This window comes from Moorena sp. SIO1F2 (genome assembly GCF_010672755.1).
Taxonomy (GTDB): Bacteria; Cyanobacteriota; Cyanobacteriia; order Cyanobacteriales; family Coleofasciculaceae; genus Moorena.
Genome location: NZ_JAAHFV010000274.1, coordinates 1 through 8,923, shown reverse-complemented (window position 1 = coordinate 8,923; position 8,923 = coordinate 1). Strand labels below are relative to the sequence as shown.

The following is an 8,923-nucleotide window of genomic DNA, read 5'->3' as shown; positions in this document are numbered from 1 at the left end:
ACTTCGCCTAAAGTCACAGGAATTAAATCACTAACATCAATGGTAAACCGGAAGACTTTCTTGGCACGACGGTTGTTTTCTGGGTCAAAGAATTTCAACTGCACATCCCAACAATCACTATCCATCCGACAGAAAGGACTGCGCTGCACTACAATACTATCTAATTCCATTCCAGCTGCTACTGCTTCAGAGAAAGTTTGAGCTGCTTGGAAAGCGTTTGTTGCCGCAAAATTCAGCGCCCGGTCTTGAGACGTTTGTCCTAAGTTACGCAGATCATAGTAAACCCGGTTGAGGAAACTGCTGAGGCTTTTCCGCATTTGCTCATCATCTGCCTCTGCCTGCTGACCCCGTACCGCTTCCAAAGCAGAAGAAACCAGCGTATTCACCCTCCAACCGTAGATGCCACGAGGACTTACCGGTTCAACCACTGGAACAACTTGCCCAGAGAACAGTTTTACGGTTCTTCCCGTTAACCGTCCAGGGATACTTACCCGTTCAATGTATCCCTCAGAATCTTCTGCTTGTACTTCCCCAGAGAGCAATTCCTGAAATGCAGCATAGACATCTCTGGCAAAAGACCCCGAAGGTTCGAGGGCGTAAATCGGAGTCAACTCCATATTCAGCGTCCAAATTAAGGACTTGGCTTCCGACAGATTTGCCTCCAGATAGTCCACCATCTGACGGGCATCATAGGGATTTGCTGGCACCTGAGTTCCTTCAATGTCATAAGGTGGCATCAACTGTTTGAAGGAGTCGCGTCTTGCTTCGCCTCCAAAGTCGTAACCTAGGGTTCCGATCACATAAATTATATCGCCACCACTGGCTTGAACGGGCTGGCTGGGGGTAATTGCATTTGCAGTAGTGTTGGACATTGCAGAGATCTGGTGATTTGATGTGGATACAGAGGTCGCGGTGACCGGGGCTTGTGTAGATTGAGGTTCAGAAGCAATAACAGCAACATCAGTGGGTTGTGCAGGGGCTACCGCTGTCTCAGTTGAGGAGGCCGCAACGGCAGGTTGAGCTTCTGTGGGATCAACGGCTGAAGTCACCTCAGCACTGAGTGCCAGTTGGGGGCTAGTTTCTGGCGTTCCGTCACAGCCACAGCCCGATGCTTCAACGGTTGAGAGTTCTTCAGATTCAGACATGGTTTCTCCTGTTAAATCAGTAAACGCCCCAGCAATATTAACCTCACCCACCAAACAACGAGGACGCTGATCGTTTTCCGGTAGGTTACAGGGTAGGGCTGTTTTTAGCAAGGCAGTACGAACTTTTTGGGGGTCAGGTTCTTCACCCCGTTGCCGTTGCAGACTGAGCAAAAGTGCCGCAACTCCACTGACAATGGGGGTGGCAAAGCTGGTGCCACTGAGTCTGACTGTACCACCTCCGGGTTTAGCTCCTAGAATATTCTCTCCCGGAGCCAGAATCCCTTGGTTTTGATAGGTTTGACCCCAATTACTCAGTTCTAGGGGTTGTCCCTGGCCATCCGTGGCTCCAACTGCTAGGACAGCCGGAAGGGCAGCGGGAACGTGTAAACACTCACACCCGTCATTGCCCGCAGCCGCCACAATTAATACATTATTGTCTCGGCACAGACGGACAGCCTGTTGGAGCCAGTCCTCTGCTTCACCATAGTCAGTCAGTTGTCCGCCGCTGATATTGATAATATGCGCTCCGGCATTAACGGCCTGTTCAATGGCACGAGACAAATCCAGTTGGGAGAGGCGGCGACCTTCATCGGCGAACACAGGTATGACTAAACCCTGGCAGTTTGGGGCAATCCCCTGGACAGGAGAACCATGCTGACCCAAAATCAGACTGGCAACATGAGTCCCATGGCTCGACATCCTCCCCCTCGGGTGTGCCTCTCCCTGAACTAACGTTGGCAACCGCTTTAGCCTAGCCCCATCAAAACAAGGATGAGCCTGGTCAACAACCCCATCTAGAACTGCAACAACAACTTGGGAGTCCCCTTTGGTTTTTTCCCAAAGTCCCTGTATTCCTGGGATTTTAGCAATTTCAGACATTGAATCCCAAACTAATTTTGGATTGTTAAGCCATTGGTTAACATACTATGTCCAGTGGTATAGAAGACTGATATAGCCACAAAACTTAATATTTAGGCACTTGCGTGTAAAAAAAATATCAATTAAAGTAGAATGGGCAGAGTTATATATAGCCATTTTTAGCGACGTTTGAGGACAAATCTTATCCTTTTAAGGCAAAAGGCAAAAGGCAAAAGGCAAAAGGCAAAAGGCAAAAGGCAAAAGGCAAAAGGCAAAAGGCAAAAGGTAAGCTATCAGCTATCAGCATATGCTTAGATGGGCAAATCCCCAAACTTTCAATTCTGTCAAATCTCGAAATATTAAATTATCCTGTTCGATGTTTATTTTAAGCATTAGGCATTATAGCTGACCGCTGACTGCTGACCGCTGACTGCTGAATGTTGAGGGCAAAAGGCAATATTCAAGAGGGTTTTAAAGGAATCAGCCTCAAATAAAACTGTACCTCATAACTGCGAGAAACGCTAGAATCTGGAATACTCAAAAAAACCAAACTGTTTTTGACCACCCTAAAAGCTTCTTGATGACCTCTTGCCTCTTGCCTCTTGCCTCTTGCCTCTTGCCTTTCCCTAAGAGAGTATGTTCATACCTCAAATCGAAATGCTATAGTCCAGGGCTATAGTAGGGTGGGCAAAGTTCTATAATCTAGAATACTCAAAAAAACCAAACTGTTTTTGCCCACCCTACAAGCTATTCCCAATAGTCCAGGGCTATAGTAGGGTGGGCAAAGTTCTATAATCTAGAATACTCAAAAAAACCAAACTGTTTTTGCCCACCCTACAAGCTATTCCCTCGGTTCAGCTCAAATCGAAATGCTATAGTTATTAAGGTTTGACTGGAACAGAAGCTAACATAAATTCCCCTACAGAAGACTCTTCATAGTAGTCAATTCCAGTGGCTTTTTGAAATAGATCAGAATTACCTGCTCCGATACCGCAGGGGGCTAAATTCATACTGGTGGCAACCAGATATAAGGTTTGATACATAACTCCAACGTGTTTTAAAATCGCTGCATAGGCCATGGATTGATATTTCCAAAACATTCGTCCGAAGCGGGCGGTAATCACGAATACAACCTGGGGCTGATCATGTTGAGCGCTGGCAAACCAAACATCCTGAACTAATGCTTCCGTTTCTGCGGTCCATGCTGAGACTTGACACAACACATGGTCTAAGGGGTGATAGTGATAGAGTCCCTGTTCTAATCCTTGACAAGAGTTAACCACGGGATAAATTTCCAATTCATAAATCGCACCCCCACCAGGATAGGGACGGTTACTGACCTCTCCCCGTTCTGTATCGAAGAGTTTTTTCACCCTGGCGCAACGATAGAGAAACTGCCCCAATTGTTCAAGGGTGATCGGGGTTTCGTCATATCGCCGGATCGAACGGCGAGTTTCCAATGCCTGACTCAAGGGCATATCGGTTTGATTCAGTTCCTCTAAGTTTGGTTTTGCCAAGGGAATCACCACATCGGTCATCAATGGCTTCACCCCAGGCAAGGGGTCAATTTTACCGACATAGGGAAATATGCCACCCAAGGGATTATTATGTCTACCGAGGCGACTGCGGGAATGGAACAGTAAATCGTGAAATTCCCAAAACACTAAGGGTGGAGTTGCTTCTTCGCTCTCAACCTCTTCATCTTCTTCAAGAGGACTAGCAAAGGATGCAGACAACATCTGGGCCGCAAACAGTAAACTGAGAAACTGTTGGGCAATCTCTTCAGTAATTCCCGGAATTTCCTGACTCAAGCTGGCAGCGGTTTGGGGTTGAGATAACTGACTCACTAACCCAGGACCCCGCCAGTCTGAAAATTTAATCTTACCTTTGGTAAGGGGAGACTCTAATACCATTTCCCCTTCGACTTGATGGAGATAGGCGAAGCGAGACAGGGTAAATGCGAACGCATCCCAATCAATCTCAGGACAATCGAAGTAATAATCCCCTACCATGGGGATAGCGATCGCAAGGGGAGAAAGCTCAGGGGATGAGGGGGGGATGGCGTGACAGATCCAGCCCAGTTCGATCAGACGATTCAGGTAAGCATCGAACTTTTCCCGGACTTGTGTGCCGTCGGTTTCTAGGACTAAGGTTTGAAGTTGCCCGGCGGTGTGGGTTCCCTGTTTGAGAGCATCTAGAGCAGTTTTTAATCCCGGTTCCGGTTGATGAAATGTCAGCTTACGGCTTGAAGATTGGAGCAGAATATTGCTGTCAACAGAGGTGAGGGTGATTTCGGGTTTGAGGGAAACAGTTAAGGATGAGAAAGTCATTCTTCCAGTCAGAAGTCAACAGTAAGGCTGCATTTAACATTAACCCAAGCTGACAACAGATAACGAGAAGAATTTTTGCGCGTTAGCAACACCCTATATTATACCAAGTTGCGGTCAAACGTACAACTTTCTCTTCCGCCAATCTCCCTATCTCCCTATCTCCCTATCTCCCTATCTCCCTATCTCCCTATCCAACCAATCTACTCTGTTTGAATGCAACTCGGTATTAAATTTGATCGGGATTAATGCCCAGCTGTCGTAACCGTTCTGGGAGTTGTTCAGCTCGTTGGTGTTCGAGTTGAGCTTTTTGTTGTCTTTCCTACGTTGCAAAAGCAAGTTCTGATCACAGGCAGCAATCAGTCCAACTTTTGATGCACTGAAAAAACAGATCACACTTGTCTATACAAAGTAGCTAGTCTGCGGGTAAACAAGCTTCTGCTAGTATTTATGGTGCATCTCATATTTGTAAAAAAGATGGGAAGTGTGGGGCCCGGGCGCGGGAATTTTCGCCCGAATTTTTGCCTAATTGCAAAAGCGATGCAGAGGTGCGACCCGTGGCGAATTTAATTACGGGTCAAGCGCACCTAAGCGGTCTTGGGGAGGCAGCGCGGTCTTGGGGGTCTCCCCCGGAGACGAAACCTTAGATAGTGGAGCCTTTATAGTTAGCAGGTTATGCAGAAAAGGGTTAAATATTTGTTAATAAGGCTCCACTATCTTACGGTAACTTCAAACCATGAGCGACTGCCGTGGTTTCCCCCATGAGCGACTGCATCAAGACACTGAGATGCACCCAGTATTTATTAGAGTTTAGATAATTATTACTAATAACCTGATATTCAAATTGCTATATTTTTCCATTAAAAATGCCTTATTTAAGGTAAATGCAATGTTGTATCACTACTTATTTATCACTACCATACTGTGTACTTCCTTTCCAATGGCAGCAATTACGCCAAGAGCCTGCGTATCTGTGACCGAGTTCCGGCAGAAACTAGCTTTATTGCCGACGCCTTCAACCAAGCGGCTGGTTTCCCAGCTAGTGATGTCGGGATTGCCTTGTTCGAGAGTACCAATCCCTTAGCCACCAGTGGTTTAGCTGAGCCGAACATCTATCTGACTAATATCCCCGATAGCGATCGCGGTCGCTATTACTCACCGGGAACCTCAGTGCCCGCAGGATGTAATGTAGCGATCAACCAAAATGGAGTAGTGGTTGTCGAAGTCGGAGATGTGCCCCAAGCTACTGCACCAGGAGAGCCACCTAATTCTTATGGGTTTATCCGATTCCGGGGTCGAGTCAAGTAAACTGTTAGCCATTTAAATTGTGAATGGGGGCGCTTTGGGGAGATGGGGAGAGCCGAAACACTCAATACTGGCAAATTCTAGCTAGCGATCGCAAAAGTGCTAGTGCAGAAAATGCCAATGGCCAAACCATCACCCATGATTCTCTAGAATTGCCTGACTATCATGATAAGAGCAGGCTCGGAGAGGAACGAATTATGATAGCTAGCACAGCTACTTACGAAGTTACCTGGGAAAAGTTACCTGATGATTTCGTTCTAGATGACGAACCAGTGGATAATATCAATCAACCATCCCTGGCTGCTGCTCTGACACAAAGTTTGGAAATTGCTGGCAAACTACCAGCTAATGCCCTGACTACTACCAATTATGGCATCTGTGCCACTTTGAATGGCAAAATCGCGGTAAAAGCCCCAGATTGGGGATATGTGCCATCGATTCGGGTGCCCAGAGAAGAAGTGAAACGCAGTTATACCCCAACACTTCAAGGGGATATTCCTGCTATTGTCATGGAATTTCTCTGTGATACTGAAGGTGGGGAGTATTCCAACAAGCCAACCTATCCTCCGGGCAAGTGGTTTTACTACGAGCAAGTGTTACAGGTTCCCAACTATGTCATTTTTGAGCCAGACACTGGAGTAATAGAAGTCTATCGGTTAGATGATTCAGGACGTTATCAACTCCAACCACCCGATGGCAATAACCGTTATTGGATTGATCAAATCAGCTTATTTCTGGGTATCTGGCAAGGAACTAGGGAAAACCGAACTGGTTACTGGTTGCGTTGGTGGGATCAGCAAGGAGAACTGTTGCTGTGGGGTTCGGAGTTGGTCATCCATGAACAGCAACGAGCTGAACAGGAACGGCAACGAGCCGAGAAATTGGCAGCGCAGCTAAGAGCAGCAGGCATCGAGCCAGAGGGATAATTGCTCAACTGGAATATCATATCGATTCCGGTAGCATCGCTCTTGTCAAGCTTGGGTAATTGGAATTGGTCATTGGTCATTGGTCATTGTGATTACTTTAAATCCATGACTTATGGCCGATAAATGGAAAAAAGAAACGCCAACCAAAAATTATTTAACACTTAACCAACTAAACATTTCGGCAACGGATAATTGCCAATCTTTAAGACTATCTAAGACAGGTAAAATTTCTTCATCTGATTTAATCTCTGGCAATTGATTCGGTTTAAAGATCATCACTGATTCATCTTCAGGATCAATTAACCAGCCTAATTCTGTTCCTTGGTTCAGACAAAACAAAATTTTTTTGATAACTTTGTTCGCAGATTGCTCAGGAGAAAGAATTTCGATTACCCAATCAGGATAAAGCTCAAATTTATTGGCAATTCTTCCTTTTTCTGTTTTCGGAATACGATTCCAACTAAATACTGTAATATCTGGAACAATAGAACGTCCCCCAAAAGTACATCTTAACTCAGTAAAAGCATGGGCGATTTTTTTCGGCAAAACAACTTCATTAATCGCTGTACCAAGACGAGTTTGTAAGGTACTATGTTCTCCTTGAGGCATAGGTTTTTGTTCAATTTGTCCATTGACATATTCACTAGCAGGTTTCGTTTCAGGAAGTTCTAAAAATTCCGCCAGGGTCAACGTTTGTCTAATTTGATTTACAGCAACCATTTATGAACTCCTGTTTGTTAGATTTTAAGTAAGCATTCAGCGGTCAGCCGTCAGCCGTGAGCCGAAGGCTCACGCTTCGCGAACAGCTTATTTTATTCAAAAGCTGTTGCTGTAGCGTGTGCTATGGACATAAACTGTTCCCGTAGCGTGGCCACAGGCCTTTGGCTGATAGCTGTTGCCGTAGCATCTCAAGTAGCGCATTAGCTGATAGCTGATAGCTGAATGCTTAAGATTTTTACTGTTGCTGGATTCAGTTCCAGTAATCCCCACCAGAAAAGCGATGCTCGGTACGAGCCGCTACGCGAACGCATCCTACAAGATCCGTTTACTCTTTCAACCAATCAAATATCTCACCCACCTTAAGCTGCACCGCTTCGGCAAACTCTGGCACCGGCAACACTACCTCTAAGTTCTCAAAAAGTTGCACGGATTTATCGGCACTATAGACAAATATCAAGGACTCTTCCGGATCCAATAACCACCCCATGTTAGTACCATTGTCGAGACAATGGAGAATGTTGCGAATGACTTTGGTTTGGCTCTGCTTGGGGGATAAGATCTCGATGGTCCAATCTGGATGTAGATTGAAGGAATTGGCCACTTGGCCATCATGATCACGAGGAATCCGTTCTGTACGAAAGACGGCAAGGTCTGGGACAATTGATCGCCCACCAAAGGTACACCGCAGTTCCGGGAATGCCTGGGCAGTTCGCTCTGGCTTTAAGGCGAGTGTTAAAGCAAAACTCAATTCCCGTTGAAGGATGCTGTGCTTTCCTTGAGGCATAGATTTTTGTTGAATTTGTCCATTGACATATTCACTAGCAGGTTTGGTTTCAGGAAGTTCTAAAAATTCCGCCAGGGTTAACGTTTGTCTAATTTGATTAACAGCAACCATTTATGACCTCTTTTTGATAATTTCTTCCCTAAAATCAAGCAATACCGTGCCATGGCAATCCGTTACGATAAAACTGCTAGAAATTTCTTAGACGCAATTCATCTCGCTGCTGCTGTTGTTTGGCTTAACTAACGACACCCCCTAGGTTTTAACTACAGCCGAGGTTCCAGTCACCATCGACAACTTCATGATTCTGGGGTCCAGACAGTTTGATCCCCTTGCCCCCAAAAGCCATCATATTTGGTAAGACAAACATCACCTAAAACCTTAGTTTGACAGGCTAAGCGGCGATTTGCCGTCGGAGAATGGGGCGGAAGCGATCGCCTAGCTTTATCCTTCCAATTTGGCTCGGATACTTCCCCGTCTATCTCAACCGCACAGGTACCACAGCTACCTAATCCTCTACAGTTAATTAGTTTAGCGTTGCCGTTGTATAGGGCAACCCCATGGTCTAGTAACACCTTGCGCAGATTACTGCCCTGGTCACATTCAAAGCTTTTTCCTTGTGCTGTTACTTTAGGCATTATTCAAGATTACTCCTTATCTGTAGCTTATTTTTTAATACAATTAGATGCAGCTATGTTTAGTGTTGTGAACAAAGCCAATCTGGCAATACACTAAGGTGCTCTTATTGTTTGATGGTTCTAGATAAGCTGCGTTTATAAATATCTAGAGGTCTAGTCCTCTGACTAAGCTTTGAGGGCCTAAAGCTTAGTCAGAGGACTAGACCTCTAGATATTTATAAAA

The 8,923-nt window shown here is 45.6% G+C and carries 9 protein-coding genes and 1 pseudogene; 4 read left to right on the top strand and 6 right to left on the bottom strand.

All coding sequences use genetic code 11. The features are described from left to right. The coding region (locus F6J94_RS25025) for a PatA/PatG family cyanobactin maturation protease (protein ID WP_293045116.1) at positions 1–2,024 on the bottom strand (2,024 nt) is incomplete at its 3' end. An 860-nt stretch (positions 2,025–2,884) separates the two neighbouring features. Further along, positions 2,885–4,333 carry a SagB family peptide dehydrogenase gene (locus F6J94_RS25020; RefSeq protein WP_293045114.1) on the bottom strand — a complete coding sequence of 483 codons (1,449 nt, stop codon included), beginning with the start codon at positions 4,331–4,333 and terminating at the stop codon, positions 2,885–2,887. A 75-nt stretch (positions 4,334–4,408) separates the two neighbouring features. Here F6J94_RS25020 and F6J94_RS25015 point away from each other — a divergent pair, with 75 nt between their 5' ends. The 3 genes from F6J94_RS25015 (at position 4,409) to F6J94_RS25005 (ending at position 6,561) form a co-directional block, all read left to right on the top strand. Next, positions 4,409–4,546, top strand: coding sequence for a hypothetical protein (locus tag F6J94_RS25015; RefSeq protein WP_293045112.1), 138 nt, complete (start codon positions 4,409–4,411; stop codon positions 4,544–4,546). Positions 4,547–5,254: 708 nt separating this feature from the next. Further along, positions 5,255–5,638, top strand: a complete 384-nt coding sequence (locus F6J94_RS25010) for a hypothetical protein (protein WP_293022490.1) — start codon at positions 5,255–5,257, stop codon at positions 5,636–5,638. A gap of 194 nt (positions 5,639–5,832) precedes the next feature. After that, entirely contained in the window at positions 5,833–6,561 is a 729-nt protein-coding gene (locus F6J94_RS25005) for a Uma2 family endonuclease (RefSeq protein ID WP_293045118.1), read from the top strand. Positions 6,562–6,711: 150 nt separating this feature from the next. Here the strand turns inward: F6J94_RS25005 and F6J94_RS25000 are convergent, their stop codons facing one another. From F6J94_RS25000 to F6J94_RS24990, 3 genes are all read right to left on the bottom strand, one after another. Continuing rightward, positions 6,712–7,281 (bottom strand): Uma2 family endonuclease, encoded by a 570-nt coding sequence (locus tag F6J94_RS25000; protein WP_293045110.1) that lies wholly within the window; start codon positions 7,279–7,281, stop codon positions 6,712–6,714. 96 nt (positions 7,282–7,377) lie between these two features. Beyond that, positions 7,378–7,551 carry a hypothetical protein gene (locus F6J94_RS24995; protein ID WP_293022485.1) on the bottom strand — a complete coding sequence of 58 codons (174 nt, stop codon included), beginning with the start codon at positions 7,549–7,551 and terminating at the stop codon, positions 7,378–7,380. Between the two features lie 55 nt (positions 7,552–7,606). Next, on the bottom strand, positions 7,607–8,176 hold the full coding sequence (locus tag F6J94_RS24990) for a Uma2 family endonuclease (RefSeq protein ID WP_293045108.1): 570 nt from the start codon (positions 8,174–8,176) through the stop codon (positions 7,607–7,609). A 24-nt stretch (positions 8,177–8,200) separates the two neighbouring features. On the opposite strand from F6J94_RS24990, the pseudogene F6J94_RS24985 reads away from it, so the two are divergent. Continuing rightward, positions 8,201–8,308: pseudogene (locus F6J94_RS24985) on the top strand (transposase); the annotation flags it as partial. A 53-nt stretch (positions 8,309–8,361) separates the two neighbouring features. Here F6J94_RS24985 and F6J94_RS24980 read toward each other — a convergent pair. Continuing rightward, positions 8,362–8,700, bottom strand: a complete 339-nt coding sequence (locus F6J94_RS24980) for a 2Fe-2S iron-sulfur cluster-binding protein (protein WP_293045106.1) — start codon at positions 8,698–8,700, stop codon at positions 8,362–8,364. Positions 8,701–8,923: the final 223 nt, after the last annotated feature.

Bases quoted from the DNA above. Each gene is read 5' to 3' on its own strand.
- F6J94_RS25020 (WP_293045114.1), bottom strand. From the start codon at position 4,333: ATGACTTTCTCATCCTTAACTGTTTCCCTCAAACCCGAAATCACCCTC.
- F6J94_RS25000 (WP_293045110.1), bottom strand. From the start codon at position 7,281: ATGGTTGCTGTAAATCAAATTAGACAAACGTTGACCCTGGCGGAATTT.
- F6J94_RS25005 (WP_293045118.1), top strand. From the start codon at position 5,833: ATGATAGCTAGCACAGCTACTTACGAAGTTACCTGGGAAAAGTTACCT.
- F6J94_RS24990 (WP_293045108.1), bottom strand. From the start codon at position 8,176: ATGGTTGCTGTTAATCAAATTAGACAAACGTTAACCCTGGCGGAATTT.
- F6J94_RS24980 (WP_293045106.1), bottom strand. From the start codon at position 8,700: ATGCCTAAAGTAACAGCACAAGGAAAAAGCTTTGAATGTGACCAGGGC.